General features: G+C 49.4%; 14 protein-coding genes. 8 read left to right on the top strand and 6 right to left on the bottom strand.

What is annotated here, in order from left to right:
• Positions 1-511: 511 nt before the first annotated feature.
• Both Q0600_RS07230 and Q0600_RS07225 read left to right on the top strand, forming a co-directional pair.
• A complete protein-coding gene (locus Q0600_RS07230; protein WP_297917570.1) occupies positions 512-649 on the top strand; it encodes a hypothetical protein in 138 nt (45 codons plus the stop codon).
• 9 nt (positions 650-658) lie between these two features.
• Positions 659-871, top strand: a complete 213-nt coding sequence (locus Q0600_RS07225) for a hypothetical protein (protein WP_297917567.1) — start codon at positions 659-661, stop codon at positions 869-871.
• Between the two features lie 14 nt (positions 872-885).
• On the opposite strand, the gene Q0600_RS07220 is transcribed toward Q0600_RS07225, so the two are convergent.
• The 3 genes from Q0600_RS07220 to Q0600_RS07210 all read right to left on the bottom strand — a co-directional run bounded on the left by Q0600_RS07220 (position 886) and on the right by Q0600_RS07210 (position 4939).
• Positions 886-2673 carry a M3 family metallopeptidase gene (locus tag Q0600_RS07220; protein WP_298758630.1) on the bottom strand — a complete coding sequence of 596 codons (1788 nt, stop codon included), beginning with the start codon at positions 2671-2673 and terminating at the stop codon, positions 886-888.
• 8 nt (positions 2674-2681) lie between these two features.
• Entirely contained in the window at positions 2682-4073 is a 1392-nt protein-coding gene (dcuC, locus tag Q0600_RS07215) for a C4-dicarboxylate transporter DcuC (RefSeq protein ID WP_298758627.1), read from the bottom strand.
• Between the two features lie 659 nt (positions 4074-4732).
• Positions 4733-4939, bottom strand: coding sequence for a hypothetical protein (locus Q0600_RS07210; RefSeq protein ID WP_298758624.1), 207 nt, complete (start codon positions 4937-4939; stop codon positions 4733-4735).
• Positions 4940-4948: 9 nt separating this feature from the next.
• Here Q0600_RS07210 and Q0600_RS07205 point away from each other — a divergent pair, with 9 nt between their 5' ends.
• The 3 genes from Q0600_RS07205 (at position 4949) to Q0600_RS07195 (ending at position 8310) form a co-directional block, all read left to right on the top strand.
• Positions 4949-5668, top strand: coding sequence for a TerC family protein (locus tag Q0600_RS07205; RefSeq protein WP_298758621.1), 720 nt, complete (start codon positions 4949-4951; stop codon positions 5666-5668).
• Between the two features lie 34 nt (positions 5669-5702).
• Entirely contained in the window at positions 5703-7118 is a 1416-nt protein-coding gene (locus tag Q0600_RS07200) for a hypothetical protein (protein ID WP_298758618.1), read from the top strand.
• A 190-nt stretch (positions 7119-7308) separates the two neighbouring features.
• The gene (locus Q0600_RS07195; RefSeq protein ID WP_298758615.1) at positions 7309-8310 is read left to right on the top strand and encodes a hypothetical protein; all 1002 of its coding nucleotides are present in this window, start codon (positions 7309-7311) and stop codon (positions 8308-8310) included.
• Positions 8311-8665: 355 nt separating this feature from the next.
• Here Q0600_RS07195 and Q0600_RS07190 read toward each other — a convergent pair whose 3' ends face one another.
• The 3 genes from Q0600_RS07190 to Q0600_RS07180 form a co-directional block, all read right to left on the bottom strand.
• Positions 8666-9694 carry a DUF3137 domain-containing protein gene (locus Q0600_RS07190; RefSeq protein ID WP_298758613.1) on the bottom strand — a complete coding sequence of 343 codons (1029 nt, stop codon included), beginning with the start codon at positions 9692-9694 and terminating at the stop codon, positions 8666-8668.
• A 381-nt stretch (positions 9695-10075) separates the two neighbouring features.
• Positions 10076-10636 (bottom strand): Fe-S-containing hydro-lyase, encoded by a 561-nt coding sequence (locus Q0600_RS07185; RefSeq protein WP_040303892.1) that lies wholly within the window; start codon positions 10634-10636, stop codon positions 10076-10078.
• A gap of 10 nt (positions 10637-10646) precedes the next feature.
• Positions 10647-11492, bottom strand: a complete 846-nt coding sequence (locus Q0600_RS07180; protein WP_297962983.1) for a fumarate hydratase — start codon at positions 11490-11492, stop codon at positions 10647-10649.
• A 199-nt stretch (positions 11493-11691) separates the two neighbouring features.
• On the opposite strand from Q0600_RS07180, the gene Q0600_RS07175 reads away from it, so the two are divergent.
• From Q0600_RS07175 to Q0600_RS07165, 3 genes are all read left to right on the top strand, one after another.
• Positions 11692-12249: a NapC/NirT family cytochrome c gene (locus tag Q0600_RS07175; protein WP_291940163.1), complete on the top strand. Its 558-nt coding sequence runs from the start codon at positions 11692-11694 to the stop codon at positions 12247-12249.
• Between the two features lie 10 nt (positions 12250-12259).
• Positions 12260-13660 (top strand): multiheme c-type cytochrome, encoded by a 1401-nt coding sequence (locus Q0600_RS07170; RefSeq protein ID WP_298758609.1) that lies wholly within the window; start codon positions 12260-12262, stop codon positions 13658-13660.
• 278 nt (positions 13661-13938) lie between these two features.
• On the top strand, positions 13939-14355 hold the full coding sequence (locus tag Q0600_RS07165; RefSeq protein ID WP_298758606.1) for a hypothetical protein: 417 nt from the start codon (positions 13939-13941) through the stop codon (positions 14353-14355).
• The last annotated feature ends 827 nt before the right edge of the window (positions 14356-15182 follow it).

Genomic DNA, 15182 nt, shown 5'->3' with positions numbered 1-15182 from the left:
CGGTTCTCTATGCCCGCCGCGCGCTAAATTTCAAGCGCCTTCCGCTTCTTGGCGTCTGCGGATTTAAATTTTACGATTTTTAATTTGAAGCTCGTCTCGCCTAGAGCTCCGTTTGTCGTTCCTGCGCGCTAAATTTCATTCCGCTGCGTTGCCATCTGGCAGCCCCGTCTTTTCAAACACGCTAAAATTTTATCGTAAGCGTTTTACTCTGCAAATACAGCGTCGCACGGGCGTTCACATGAAATTTCGCTTAGTAGCCATGTCGGCTATAAAATTTTAACGCTGCCGCGCGCGCATTGAAATTTTAACGCTTACGAGCGGAGGCTCCATAAAATTTTAAAGTTGCAAATAAGCGGCCTGCTCTTTGCCTCTGTAGCAGAAACAGCCGATCCGCTGCCTGCGTTGCGTCGTATTGCCGCGCCGCCCGTCCTTTCGCATCGGCTCTTTATTACGTTGCGCGTGCTTAAATTTACTCGCATCGTCAAGCGATATGGCGTCGCGAGCAGGGTGGATGTATGATTTGAAATTTGCGCCGCAAAAAACGGCGCATATCCCTATCTCGCGCGGCAATGAGGCGAGCTTTAGCGATATGATTTTAAATTTGGCGATAAATTTCGAGCAAAATTCCAAAGATAGCGACTTATCGTGATCTAAGGCCGTGCGGTCGCAAGACGTACAGACGGCGCACGGGCAAAATTTTAACGGCGCGCGCAGATTTTCTAGCGGCGCGCAGGAGGCTCTGGGCGGCGCGCAAAAAGGCTCGGGCGATACGCTCGCTAGCGGCGGAGGAAGAATTTTAAAATTTCGCCCGCCCGGCTTCATCCGCCCCACGCTCGCCTCTCCTGCACTTTGCGCCCGCACTCTTTGCTAATTTTTGCGCCCGTTTTACTCCGCTCGGTCCTTTGATTTATCAAATTTCATCCGCTCCTCAAGCCGCTTAAACTCGTCCGTATAAATGAGCGCATTATCGACGCACTCGAGCCAAAACTCCAGCGTTCGCGTGTCTTTGCCGAAGTGCTTTTGCAATAGCTCTTCGACGCTCATCACGCCGCACTCGCGCAAAAACGCCTTGTACGCGCCGATAAATTTATCGCCCGCCCGCCTAAACTCGCCCAGCAAAAACTGCGAGAGCAGGTAGCCGACCGTGTAGGGGTAGTTGTAGATGTATTGATCGGTCTTGTAAAAATGCAGCTTAAAGTACGGCAAAAAGCCCTCTGCGTCCTGCGTCGTATCGCCGTAACGTCCGCGCCACGCCTTTTGCATGAGCTCTTCTATCTGCGCCGTGCCGACTGCGCCCTTTTGCCTGGTCTTTAAAAAAGCGATCTCAAAATCAAACCGCACGCCGATATGCAGCATGAAATTTGCCGCAGATTTTAGCTCCTGCCACAAGATATCAAAGAGCAAATTCTTATCCGCGCTGTTTTTTCTCAGATAGTTTCGCAGCACGGCTTCGTTAAAAGTGCTCGCAGCCTCCGCTAGCGTCATAGGAAACTGCGTGTGTAGCGCGGGCAGATCGCGCATGATCCAGTAGTGCCACGCATGTCCGAGCTCGTGCGCCTGCTGGATCATATGCGCCTGCGTGCCCATGTAGCTAGAAAACACGCGCGGCTGCCGAAATTTGTCAAATCTCGTATAAAACGCGCCGCCTGCTTTGTTTTCGCGCACCTGCGCCTCGATCCAGTTTTTCTGCAGCATCATTTTGATAAATTTAGGTATCTCCTCGCTAACCTCGCCCAGAGCCGCGCAGATGGTCTCTATCGCCCGTTCGTACGGGATCTCATCAGTGCCAGCAAAGGGAGATGGTGCGAGTAGATCGCAGGCGTAAATTTTACCCTGCGGAAAGTACTTCGCGCGTAGACTCACGCACTCTCTGATCTTGTCTGATCTGCGATCTAGCGCCGCAAACATCGCCGTTACGGCCTGCTCGCTGATTTTATTTTGCTGCAAGCTAGGCGTGAAGATATCCGTCCCCGCCGCCCTAAATTCGCCAAGCCTAAAGCCCTGAAGCAAATTTAAAACGTCGGCGTACAAGCTCGCGTGCCTAGCGTAATGCTCCGCCAGCCCCTCAAATACGCTCTTTCGTAGCGCGGTATCTGGCGAGCCCTTTAAAACGCCCGCGCATTTTGAGAGATTGTAGACGCTTTTTGCGCCGTGTTTATCCGTAGCCTGCACGGAGATGAGGTTGTTTAGGTGCCTAAATACGCCGTAAAGCGGAGTAAAACTGCTAGCCGCCGTATCTTCGTAAATTTTACGTTCTTTTGCGTCAAATTTTGCCCGCCAGCTACTTTTGCGCTCGTCGTAAAGAAATTTTATCCGCGCAAACTCCTGCGTTTGGCGCGCGGTATCAGAGGGGTCTAGCGCGTCCATCTTTTCAAAAATGATCTCTTTAATCCGTTCAAGGCGCAAAAATTTCTCCCTGATTTTCGCCTCAGCTGCGCCTGCTCGCTCGTCTTTGGTATCATCGCTTGATTTGCAGCGGCAAAACGCGAGCAAGGAGTTTGCCTCCTCAAAGCCGCGCTCGTATGCGTCTATCAGCAAATTTAACTCGCCACCCGCGCCGAGTAGCCTCTCTATCTCGCCTAAAATTTCGTCCAAATTTGACAGCGCGTCCGTAAATCTCGCATCGTCAAAGTCGCCGTACGCGTCCTCAAACGTCCATCTAGGAAGTTGCATCTCTCGCCTCACAAAGAGAGTAAAAATACGAAAATATGGTGGCTAACTAGACCCAAGACCGCAGGCACGCTGCAGCGCTTGACGATATCGAGCGGACTGCATTTTAGCATGCCCGCTATCGCGACGACTACGCCAGCTACGGGCGAGAGAGGACGAGCGATAGTCGAGGCCTGGTGCATCGGTAGCACGAGCATCACCGAGCTCACGTTTAGCTTAGCCGCGATATGAGGCACCATCTCGATGAGCGGGTAGAAGCTCGCTCCGTTTGAGCCCGAGATGATCGTAACAAGCGTCGTGATGACGACGAAAAGTACCGACATGCCAAAGCCGCCAAATCCTAGCGAATTTGCGAGTTTTACGATGCTATCTAGCATGCCTAGCGCCTTAAAGCCTTCTGCAAATACGCCCGCTGCGATGATAAGGATCACGACGCCGCTTAGGCTCTTACCCATCGCTTGGAAAAATACCTTGACCCCTTCGGCGATCGGGTCAAATTTAAACCTATGCCTGACCGCTTCAAAAAGCATCGCGATGACGACTGAAAGGATGATGATAGCCGAGATGTCAAGCTTGATAGAGGCGATGCAGTACTGCGAAAATACTACCACCAAAATCATCGGTAAAAATGGCAGTATCGCGTAAATTTTAGGCGCGACGGCCTCGGGATTTTGCACTGCGCCGTCAAATTCCATCACTTCGCCCACGTGCTCGCTGCACACCCAGCCCTCTTTTTTATCGAGGTATCTGTTCCAAAAAACGAGCGCGATACCCATCACGATCGAGGTCGGAAGCGCGGCCGGAATTTTATATATGAAAACGTAATCTAAAATGCTAAGCTGCGTAGCCTTCGCCGCGGCGGCGGTCGATGCGCCGATGAGTACCATCGAGGCGGCTCCGGACATCGCGCAGATCGAGCCTACGGTGAGCTTGTTTAGTCCAAGCGAGATGAGTACGGGCCCTAAAAGCGCGAGGCATAGCACGCCAAGCCCCACCGCGCTAGTGATAACCATGCTGATGAGCTTAGCCACCGCAAACGCGACGAATACCATGACGTATGGATTTTTGATCCTAGCAAAGCGCTTCGTAGCTATAGAGACGAAAGCGTGGTTCGCGCCGATATGCGTCATATAGCTAGCAAAGCCAACCATAAACATGATGATAAGACCTAAATTTGCAAATCTGTTTGAGAACATATAGCGAATAAACTCGATGATGTTTAGGTAGGCGTTGCCCGTCGCTACGGCCTGTTTAGGCATGAAATTCCCCGTCCCCAGCGCGACCGAGCAGATCAACATAAAAACGCCCGAAAGAAAAAGCACGAGCGGTGCGTACTTGCCGCGCACTATCGCCCAACCCACTATAAACAGCACTACCGTGCCGATAATAATACCTGCAGCCATTTTAGCTCCTTTTGCAGTAAAATTTGAGCGAATTTTACTACAAACATCGATATTTTAAGCTAAAACGGAGATTATTTTTCGGCTTCCTCCCCTAGGATACTTTGCGCGAGCTTTGATTGATTGAAATTTTACATTTAGAGCGCGGATTTGCGACTGAATTTATAAATTTAAAGCGGATCTCGGCTCAGTGAAGGGAACTGCACCGCAGCATAGGGCGGACGCGGCGATGGAATTTTAAAATTTTACTCCCTCTTTCTTATGCGGCGACTAGCGAGCGGCAGGTAGATATATGCGGCGTAAAATAGCGCGCACTGAGAGCTTTTGACAGCGGTCGGTTCGCGTGCGACGCGGCGAGTGAAACGGCGTGCAGTGTACGACTGGCAAACGAGCGCGAGCGGCAGATACTGCGTTTTGAAGTCGAGATTAAGCCGGGGTAATGAGAATTTTAAAATTTTAACTAAATTTAATAAAAATTCCCTTGCCTTTTAGCCCCTAAAGGCAATTAAAATTTATGTGATTTAACTTCTTTGTATACGCATAAATTTCAACGTAAAAACAATCACACTAAACGATAACGAACAGAAAGGTTTTCATTGCTTTGCCAAAAAATTACAAGTATAAATTTAATTTTAAAATTTCGCCGCAAAAATTTCGCTCTCTCAATCCACTAAATTCCATGCGCCGCAATTCTGCCGCGCATGCGGCGCTTTACGCCTTTTAGCGAAATAGTCTTGCGGTAAAATTACAAGATAAACCGTCCGCATCGCATCGCCGAAATTCCACGCGCTGTTTCGCGCGCGAAGGCGGTAAAATTTAGAAATTTTAACCAAACTTTCGCTATCATCACGGCTTAAATTTTCACCCAAAGGAAACCGATGTTTGAATGGATCGCCTCACCCGAGGCATGGATCAGCCTGGCGACGCTCACGGGGCTTGAGATCGTACTTGGCATCGACAATATCATCTTTATCGCGATTCTGTGCGGCCGCTTGCCCGAGGCGCAGCGCGGACGCGCCCGTATAATGGGGCTCGCGCTTGCGATGTTCACGCGCATACTGCTACTTCTTAGCCTAAGCTGGATCATGGGGCTAACTAAGCCGCTATTTAGCGTGCTTGCGCGCGATTTTAGCGGACGCGATCTCGTGCTGATCGGCGGCGGATTGTTTCTGCTCGTCAAATCCACGCTCGAGATCCACTCCAGCGCCACGGGCGAGGCACACGAGCATAGCGCTAGCGGCGGCAAGGCGAGCTTCGGCGGCACGCTCGTGCAGATCGCCGTTTTGGACATCATCTTTTCGCTCGACAGCGTCATCACCGCCGTGGGCATGGCGCAGCACCTACCTGTGATGATCCTCGCAGTGATCATCGCCGTGGGCGTGATGATGCTCGCTAGCGGCGCGATTGCGCGCTTCGTGGACGCAAACCCGACGATCAAAATTTTAGCACTTGCGTTTTTGATCCTAGTGGGCGTCTCGCTGATCGCCGACGGCCTGGGCTTTCACATACCTAAGGGCTACATCTACTTCTCGATGGCGTTTTCGCTGCTGGTGGAACTCATCAATATCCAGATCCGCAAAAAATCCGCCGCGAAATAGAGGGGCGAAATTTTGCGAGATCTCAAAGGCGCGCATGGGCTTTGCTAAATTTCTTTCGCCGCGACGTATAAAGCTTGCTCGCGGCCCGGCCAGGGGTTTTAAACTACAGTTCGCGGCTGAAGGCACGGCTAAATTTAGCTTTACGCTTGAGGGCTTGCACTTTGCGGGAAATTTGGACTTAAAGCGCGACGGACTTTATCTGCCGATACGCGAGGGCGACGAGCTGGCGGTGATATACGAGGCTTCAAGCTCAAATTCCGGCGGGGAGGCTTTGAGGGGCTTAAATTCCGATCGCGAGGCTTCAAGCAGTGCCGATTTAAGCGGCGAAAATTACGTGCCGCGCCCTAACTGCGAAGTTTCAAGTAGCGGAAATTCCACCGCCACAAATTCAAACCGCGACGCATATAGCGATACAGCGGCAAGTGCGCGCCAAAATTCTACAGCATCTGATTTATCGGACAAAGATCGCAGCGGCATAAACTCCGCCGCTTTGGGTCTTACCCGCAAAGACTTAAGCGGTTTCCTCTCTTTAAATTCTACCCGCGAGGAGCACGGCGCTTCGACAAACCTCGCCCTCTCTCCGCTAGATTTCGTTAATCTTGGCCTAGGCGCGCAGCGCTGGAAGGACGCCGGCAGCACGGCACTCGCCGCGATATTCGCAGCCTTCGGCGTAGCGCTAGCCGCGATGAGCATCTACTGCATAATTTTTATCTTTGATGCAAGGGCTCCTGCGGGACTACTAGCCCTGCTCACCCTCGCGCCTTTTGCGTATTGTAGCTTCAAGTTTATGCGAAGAAACTGGCGCGCCGCGAAGTTTGGACGCATATTTGCGGCTCTCGCGCACTCCAAAGAGCCCAAGCGAAGCGGCGAAGCAGAGGGTTACGCTAGCGGCGTGCGCGTGCTGCAAAGCGGCGACATTTATTATTTCGGCTTCGCGCTGGACGGAGTGTATTTATCTGGCGAAAACAAGCTGCAGATTGTCTCTAGCACGCTACGCGCGGATCAAAATTTAGCGGAGCTCGCAGACGGCGAGAATTACACGAAATTTAAAAATTTAGACGCAGAAAATTCTGCAAATTCTGCGAGCTCTGTAAATTCTGCCAACGCAGCAAATTCTATAAATTCCGCCCGCTCCGCCGAAGTTTCGGCGCCCGCTAAGACAAAGAACGCCTCGCAGAGCTTTGAGCTGCAAAATGGCGATATTCTTCGCGCGCGCTACAAAGACTACCGCGTAAGCGGGCTGTGGAACCAAAGCCGCGACATGAAGCTAGGCGATACGCGCAGCGGGCTTCGGCGCGTGATAGATTTTATCGCGGGCGTGGCACTACAAATAGGTCTGCGTCTAGGCGGCGCGCTCGTGCTGACGTGGCTCGGCGATCACATCGGCGGCTCCTTCGGCAACGCCCTAAGCTTCATCGGATTTTTGCTGCTGCTTAGCCTTATGCTTTGAAAGGCGAATTTCAAACGGCAGCCTCGCGGAATTTTGCAACTTCAAGGAATTTCAAATTTCTAAATTTCGCAGAATTCCGCAGCGAGCGGATTCGGGTTTTAAATTGAGGGCGCAAATTCTAAATCCAAATCTCGCGCGGCGCAAATTTGCGCTATAATCTAGCGAAAATCAAAGATTTAAAGGATGCGACTTGAAAATTTTAATCTCGTTTTTGTGCTTATTAAGCTTCATGTTCGCCGAGGCAGCGCCCGCTTTGGCAGAAGGTGCAAACAGCGCTCAAAAGGATCAAAACCTAGAAATTTTAACGGCAAATTTAGACGCGGCGCTGAAAGAAATCGATGAAGCCAGGCATCGCCCCGATGGTACGCCTTACGAGAGCATCGTTAGGTTAAGGGCTGCGTTTATGGAGTTTTTGCAAAGCGCGGGCGAGAGAGCGCCTCAAATTTTAAAATCCTTGAGGTTCGCCCCGAATATGGCGATCTCGCAGGACGGCAAGTTTCGGGCATATTCGGTAGATATCAGCACCGGCGGCACGATGGGCGCGAGCTACGTAGCGTATCAATACGTAAGCGGCGGGCAAAATTTCATTATGGATTTTGCAGACAAAGGTGCGCAGCAGATGCAAGAATGCGTTCTTGGCGGCAGGTGGGATTGCGCCTGCGGCGATTGGGCAGTCGGTACCGCATGGGGCGGCGATCGAGTGATAAAAGTTTTTAAAGTTAAAGAAAATCTATATCTTATTTACGGAGGATCAAAGGGCTCTACTAAGCTCACAAACGACGAATTTTGGGCGGTAGAAGCAAGCGAAGCGGGTATAAACCTAGCGAATATATTCCACTACGTCCGTTCATGCGGCGGAGATTGCGACTGCTCTAAAAGGAGCTCTTTGGTGCCGCCGCCGCACGACTCCGCTCGATTCGGCATAGAATATGATTTTTTTTCATATTTAGACGGCAGTGACGAGATAAAGAATAAATACGCTAAAAGGACGTTTTTGACCTTTGAAAACGGCATACTGGGCGCTCTTAAGGTAAAATATAGCGATAAATACCCAGACGGCGAGCTTGTCGATGAATATCAATACTTTAAATTTGACGGCGAAAAATTTACGATAGAGAGTAAAATAATTCATTGCGAGCCCGGTAAAATTATAGAGGAGTTAGTCGCGCCCTCTAGCGCGCAGGGGCTTTGATGGGTACCGTGATGCTTGGCGGGTGCGCTAAATTTTAAGGCGCGACAAAATTTCAAATTTCAGGCGCGTAAGATTTCGGCTGCGAAATTTTAAAATTCTAAATTTCAAAGCGTAAAATTTCAAGGCGCGGATTTTATTTTCAGGATTTCAAATTTTACGGTGCAGAATTTCGCAATGTGGATTAAAATTTTAAATTTCAAAACGCGCGGAATTTTACGCGCCTTAAAATTCCAAAGCACGAAATCGAAAAGCAAAATTTTAAAATTTCAAATTTCAAAGCACGCGAAACCGCAGCACGGCGTGTGAAGCTATAGTGCGCGAGGCTGTGACACGCAAAGCCACGGCGAGCCGCCCGCTAGCTCCAAATTCTTTCGTTTAGTTTTAGGTTTTTTACAATCGCCAAAAAGTTCGAAAGCTCGCGCTTGAGCTGCGCGGCGGGGTTGCGGCGTAGCACGCTTTCGTCGATGTCCGGCTCGAAATTATCGCGCCCAGTATTTACGAAAATGTAAATTTTGCTATCTGCAAAGCTAAGGCTAACGGGCGCGGCTACGGCGCCTGCGAAGCGCAAGAGTCTCCGCATAAAGGCGGGCGTTAGAATATACATCGCGCCCGCCGCGTCCGCGGAATACACGGCGAAGGCGGCGTTAAACTCCGCATCGTCCATATCGATCCTCTTTAGCCCGAGAGTGTTCGGCGCGCCGGCGCGAGCGGGAAAAATCAGGGTTTTGGCACTTATGCGTTTGTTAAATTCCGCGTAGAAAAAGGTGCCGAGGATTTCGCTTTCCGAAAATCTATTAAATAAGCTCACGTCGCAAAATGCGAACTTCACGCCGTCATAAACGCCCGAGACCCTGTCGTTGCCGCCTTTAAATTTATCTAGTCGAAAAAAGAGCCCGGAGAGCTTAAGCTTGGCGGGATCGATATCGCCCGAAATTTCATATCGGTAGCCGAACGCTTTAAAATAAGGCATTAGATAGTGCTCTTTAAAAGCGCGCCGAAATTTTATCGAATAATCTCGTTTGAAGACTCTAAATAATACGAATAAGCTATAAGCAGCCAAGATTAAAATTATAATCGCGAGTAAGATATATTTGGAAATCGTGGGGCGATTTTGTAAATCATTTAGAAATAGGCTCATAGCAAAAAGGCAGGCAGCGTAGATTATCTTAGCTTTTATGGAGCTTTCATCGCACAAAACGGCTACTATAAGAACAACCGCGAATAATCCGATAAGCGGCAACAAATCTATCATCTCTCCTCCGTCGCGCAGTTTGTATAACAAAAACACGCCGTAGCCGAGCATGCACGCCGCCGCGAAGATCGTATTTCTTTTCGCCTTATACAAAAGCCCCAGCCTGATCTGCTCCAGCTCGCTTGCGCTCAATCGCCCCTCCTAAAATTTAAATCCGATTATGGCGCTAGCGAGCTTTAAATTCGCTTACGAATGGCGCCGGAATTTTAAAATTTAGACTTGGATAAATTTGCGATTAAATTTTAGCGGCTGATTGTTTAAATGGAGCGAAGGCGGAATTTCTGTAGAAATTTAAGCGGCGCGAAATTTTAAAAATTCCGTGCCGCGAATGGAGACAAAATTTTACGAACGCGTTTAAATTTCGCTATAAAATTTCATCTGCGCGGCAGCGTAAAATTTCGCAAAATAAACGCCGCAGATTATGCTGCGAAATTTAGGACGCCCGAGCGAACGCCGATAAATTTACGGACGCCCGCGCTGCAAAAAGCGCCGCGCGGACGCCGCTAGCAAAATTTAAATTTTTCTATAAGGCGCCTGTCCGACTTCGTAGAAGTTGTTGCCCTCGCTATCGATCGCTACGATAGCAGGGAAATCCTCGACGGTCAGCCTCGCGACCGCCTCGGGACCGAGCTCAGGGTAGGCTAGCACTTCGTATTTTTTGATGCTTTGGCTGATTAGCGCGCCCGCGCCGCCGATAGCGACCATATAGACGCAGCCCGATTTTTTCATCGCCTCGACGACGGCGTCGCTGCGGTAGCCCTTGCCGATCATGCCGTTGATGCCTACCTCGTTTATCATCGTAGGAGTATATTTATCCATGCGTCCGCTGGTAGTAGGTCCTGCAGCGCCGATAGCTTGACCCGGTTTGGCGGGGGTCGGTCCCAGATAATATATCGTCTCGCCGGCTAAGTTTACGGGTAGCTTCTCGCCGCGAGCGAGGGTTTCGGTTAGAGCCTTGTGCGCTGCGTCGCGGGCTGCGATGATGGTGCCACTGATTAGGACGTTATCGCCCGCCTTTAGGCTTTTTACTACGCTTTTATCGAAAGGTGCGGTAATTCTTTTAACTTCTGACATGATTTCCTCCTTATAGTTCAGCGTCGGCATGGCGAGCCGCGTGGCAGTTGATATTAACGGCGACCGGAAGCCCTGCTATGTGGGTCGGATACCACTCTACATTGACCTTAACGGCGGTATTTATGCCGCCCAAACCCTGCGGACCGACGCCCGTAGCGCGCGCCATCTCCAGTAGCTCATCCTCTAGCTTGGCGTAGCGCTCGTCGGGATTTCTGCTGTCGATCGAGCGAACCGCGGCTTGCTTGGCTAAAAGCGCCGCCTTATCCATCGTGCCGCCGATACCGACGCCTACGACCATAGGAGGACAGGCGTTAGGGCCTGCGTATTTGACCGCCTCTAAAAATACTTTTTTTACCCCCTCGATGCCGTCTGCGGGAACGAGCATTTTTAGTACCGATTTGTTTTCGCTACCGAAGCCCTTCGGGGCTACTTTGATCTTAAGTTTATCTCCGGGGACGATACGGGTATTGATGACCGCAGGGGTATTGTTTGTGGTGTTTTTGCGCTCAAAAAGTGGCTCTGCGACCACGGATTTGCGCAGATAGCCGCCTACGTAGCCGTCCGCGACGCCTGCGTTGATAGCATCCTCCAGATATCCGCCCTCGATATGCACATCCTGACCGAGTTCGACAAAAACTACCGTCATACCGGTATCTTGACAGATCGGCGCGACCTCTTTTGCCGCTAAATCGGCATTTTGTAAGAGCTTGCCCAAGATATCTTTGCCGATAGGCGAAGTCTCGTTCTCGCGCGCTTTCTCAAACGCTGCGCGCATATCGGGCGTGACTTGATAACAGGCTTTTTTGCAAAGCTCGCTGACTACTTTGGTAATTTCATCCGCTTGGATCGTTTTCATGATCTCTCCTTATATTGAAATTTTAATGGATTATATTCCGTTAAACTAAAAACTTAGTTTAAAATTTTATCTTCATTTAATAAATTTTAACAAAAGGCTAGAAAATAAGCGGCTTTTAATCTTTTTATAATAAAATACCACTTTTCGAATTATCAAATACTAAAAATTTTGCGAAGAAATTTTAAAATCAAGGAAACCTATGAAAAAGAAAACTCTTGTGCTGCTCGTGGGCGCTTGTGTGCTTATAGGAATGATACTTTCTCTTGGGATCGCAGAGATGGTTCACCTTACGGGCACCGATAAATTTTGCGTATCCTGTCATACGATGCAGCCGATGGCAAACGCCTTTCACAACGACGTTCACGGCGGCAATAACCCGCAAGGCTTCAAGGCCGATTGCGTCGCCTGTCACGTCTCTCATGAAAATACCTTTATGTATCTTTGGACCAAAGCTCTAACCTCCGCAAATGATGTCTACAAGACGGTCTTTACCGATGCCGATAAGATCGACTGGCAAGAAAAACGCAAGGAGCGAAATCATTTCGTTTATGAAAGCGGCTGTCTAAGCTGCCACCGAAATTTAAAAGAGCAAAATAATCAAGTAAATAAAGCCTGGCTTGCGCATAGGGATTATTTCGCGGGCACTACCGGCAAAACCTGCGTGCAGTGCCACGAAAATGTCGGTCACAAAAATATGGGTATAGAGATTACCAAATATTGGGATAAATACAACCGAGAAAATAACAAAACCAAGTAAAGGAGAAGCAATGCTAAAAAAAGTCGCTATTTTAATAGCCTGTATCGCATCGTTTGCATTCGCAGAAATGCCCGCGCAGCATGCGAATATGTCCGCGTCGGACGCGAACGTAAGCAATTCCGTAAACGTTAGTCTTACGAAGAATTTAAAGGTAAATAGGCAGCTTACGCCGCTAGCTAGACGCTGCGTCGAGTGCCATGCCGAAAAAACTCCGGGCGTCGTTGCGGATTGGAAGATGAGCCGCCACGCTCACGTAGGCGTTAGCTGTACCGACTGCCACTCGCAGCCAGCAGATAGCCCTATGGCAGCTAAAGAGCCGCATCCGAAAGACACAGACAATCATATTTCGGTGCTAGTTAGCCCTAAAACCTGTGCCAAATGCCACAGTAACGAGGTTAAAGAGTTTGAAAACAGCGGTCACGCAAGAGGCGCTATGCAGATGCAAGCCAACAAAGGAATGGTTGATCTAATGTATCACTACGAAGGACGTGATATCCCTGATCTTAAACACGCGCCTGATATTACCGGCTGCTCTCAATGCCACGGTAGCGTCATTAAAATGGATGAGCATAACAAGCCTACCAAAGAGACCTGGCCCGTTTACGGCATCGGTACGGTTTATCCGGACGGTAGCGTAGGCGGATGCAAATCATGCCACTCGAGTCATAAATTTTCGATTGCTGAAGCTCGTAAGCCTGCTGCTTGCGCATCTTGCCACTTAGGACCTGATCATCCGGATATCGAAATTTACAACAACTCAATGCACGGACACGTATTTAACGCCGAAGGCAATGAATGGAAATTTGACAGCGCTCCTGGTACTTGGGCAGTTCCTGACTACCGCGCCCCTACATGCGCGACCTGCCATATTAGCGGCGGTGTGGGCGATCTAAACTCCACTCACAATGTATCTCAACGCTTGAAGTGGAATTTGTGGCAGCCTAAGAGCAATCTACGCACCGGCGGTAATGAGACCGCGGTAAGCGAGTTTTTAAATACCGGCAAGTTAAACGTCGGCAATCCTTTGGCGGGTAATCTAAACGGTCCTGAGGCAGCGCGTGCCGAGATGAAGCAAGTCTGCAAAGAGTGCCATGCAAGCACCCACACGAATAATTTCTTTGAGGTGGGCGATAAGCAGGTACTTCTATATAACGTTTACAACGACGAAGCGACTAAGATGCTAAAAGATCTTAAGGAAAAGAAACTTCTAAAAGATGATCCTTGGGCGGATGCGTTCCAGCGTATTTATTACACTTCGTGGCATCACGAGGGTCGCAGAATGCGCCAAGGCGCGCTAATGGGCGGACCTGATTATTCGCATTGGCACGGCGTATTCGAGGTCAAAAACGACATTAGAGAGATGCGCGAAATCTACGAGCGCCGCATCAAAACCGGCAAGATCGAGGAATAATCCTTCTTAGTCTGCTAAATTCTGCCAGACCAAACAGATCAAGCTTGTAAGCCCCTGCACTTCGCGGGGGCTTTTTTATTTGGATAAAATTTTAGAATTTTATTTCGTAATCCGCAAAGCCCATCGAAAATCGCCCCTAAAAGCCACTACAAAATCACTGTCTAATTATTTAAGATCATTGAGAATTTATGACGGAAGTAGCTGATAAATTAGAGTAAATTTATCTCTTTGCAATCCAAAATTAGCTACAATCGCGCATATCATTTAAAAGGAATTTTATGGACAAGCAAACGGCATTAGACTTTTTGAGACTTCATCAGCCGATGCCTGCGCAGCTTTCGGATCAGCTCGCGGCAGAGTTTCGCGCGGTACGGGAATTTTTGCGTGATAATCCCTGCGACGAGGCGCTTGAGCCGCTTTTGCGCTCGCTAAATGAGGGCGACGGCGCAGGTGAATATCCACTCGTGGACGAGGTATTGGGCGCGGCGGACGATGCTGCTGCGGTAGCTGCGATCAGAGCGGTCTTGGAGGATCCAAACACGGGCAGCGGAGCGCGATTTTGGGCGACGCTTTTTAGCGTGGGCTTCGTCCGTAAGGAGCTCATCGCAAGTCTGGAGACATCGCTTAAATACGCAAACGATGATTTGATCGAGCTTACGAAGGAGCAGATCGAAATGTTTAAGCAGCTGGTGTAAAGCTAGCTGCGTAACTTATAGTTACGCCTTGCTCGATAGATTGCGCCGCTACAAAGCAAATCCAAATTTATAAAAATCGGCTTAATCGCAGGCTGCTTTTAAATTTTAAAATTTTGCGGTCGCTTAAAATTTCTAGAGGCGGCGATTATGCAAGAGCCGCACTTTATTTTCTATGGGCTGTGGCAGGCGCCCTGTGCGAGGGTTGCTATCGGCAAAGATATAGCGTCGCCGCTAAGTGCGAGCGGCGCAGGCACCGCGAGATATGTATCTAGGAGGGTAGAAATTTCACGGCGTCGTTTGAAGTAAAATTTTAAATCTGCGGGCTTGTGATAGAATTTAAGTCGTAATAATGAAGCAGAATTTAATATGCGGCGAGCTCACCGCTGAAATTTTAAGATTACGTCGCGCAGTGACGAGATTTTGCTCGGTGTAATCCGTACGAAATTTTAAGCCGTAAAGATAAAGCGGAATTTCTCATACGTGATTTTTTGAGACGAAATTTTAAGTAATGAGTTTGAAGCGGAATTTTAAGGTGCGAGTTAGAGACTATAAACTCGCACCGTCGATAGAGGATGCCGCGCCTTTTTGCGGGCTGAGAACTTCGACCGCGCAACAAAGAATTCCACGCCATTTCGCACTATAGCTACGGACCTCGACCACGCAGTGAGCAAAGGCTACGCTATGCGACTAAGGATGTTGTACTATTTCGCAAGCGATCTTGTAGCGAGATTAGATTATGAGTCTCGGCGTGCGGCGTAGGAATTTGGGCGGGTGTGATCCGTGCGGGATTACACGGCGCAGATTTTGGACCAGCGGTTGCACTGCTA

Source organism: uncultured Campylobacter sp. (genome assembly GCF_938041645.1).
Lineage (GTDB): Bacteria > Campylobacterota > Campylobacteria > Campylobacterales > Campylobacteraceae > Campylobacter_B.
Note: the sequence above shows the minus strand (reverse complement) of the source record. Positions and strands in the feature narration are given on the sequence as shown.